Origin of the sequence: Caballeronia novacaledonica (assembly GCF_900258035.1) — a bacterium.
GTDB classification, from domain to species: domain Bacteria; phylum Pseudomonadota; class Gammaproteobacteria; order Burkholderiales; family Burkholderiaceae; genus Caballeronia; species Caballeronia novacaledonica.
This window is the reverse complement of sequence record NZ_OGTP01000070.1, coordinates 1-649: the sequence shown is the minus strand read 5'-3', so window position 1 is coordinate 649 and position 649 is coordinate 1. Positions and strand designations below refer to the sequence as shown.

At 53.9% G+C, this 649-nt stretch carries 1 protein-coding gene and 3 tRNA genes; all 4 read left to right on the top strand.

Annotated features, from left to right (window positions below; genetic code table 11):
• The first annotated feature begins 223 nt into the window (after positions 1 to 223).
• A tRNA-Tyr gene (locus NOV72_RS31780) sits at positions 224 to 309 on the top strand.
• A gap of 30 nt (positions 310 to 339) precedes the next feature.
• Positions 340 to 413: transfer RNA gene (locus NOV72_RS31775), tRNA-Gly, on the top strand.
• A gap of 16 nt (positions 414 to 429) precedes the next feature.
• Positions 430 to 504, top strand: a tRNA-Thr gene (locus NOV72_RS31770).
• Between the two features lie 62 nt (positions 505 to 566).
• The coding region (locus NOV72_RS31765; protein WP_042615313.1) for a GTP-binding protein at positions 567 to 649 on the top strand (83 nt) is incomplete at its 3' end.

The following is a 649-nucleotide window of genomic DNA, read 5'->3' as shown; positions in this document are numbered from 1 at the left end:
CGAACAGGACCGTGAAACGACTCCACGCCGATGATAGTGCGGATTCCCGTGTGAAAGTAGGTAATCGTCAGGCTCCTTATGCTAGAACGCAATCTAAGCCCCAACTCGTCGAGTTGGGGCTTTTTGCGTTTTGTCTCACCTATAAGTGAGAGCCTGGATCGGTTGGGTTGTAAGAAACGCTTGACAACGGCGTGTTGTTACCCCATAATCGATAGTTCTCTGCGGAGGGGTGCCCGAGTGGCTAAAGGGGGCAGACTGTAAATCTGTTGGCTTACGCCTACGTTGGTTCGAATCCAACCTCCTCCACCAGAATTCAAGCGGTAAGGGAATTCAATCCTCGCGGGTGTAGCTCAATGGTAGAGCAGAAGCCTTCCAAGCTTATGACGAGGGTTCGATTCCCTTCACCCGCTCCAGTGTCGGTTTTGTAGTGCCCATGTGGCTCAGTGGTAGAGCACTCCCTTGGTAAGGGAGAGGTCGGCAGTTCGATCCTGCCCATGGGCACCAGCTGTATCAGTCTAGTAAGTTGCGCGCGGCGCAAGGTGCGAAAATCCTGTTAGGAGTCGAAGATGGCCAAAGGTAAATTCGAGCGGACCAAGCCGCACGTGAACGTGGGCACGATCGGTCACGTTGACCACGGCAAGACCACGCT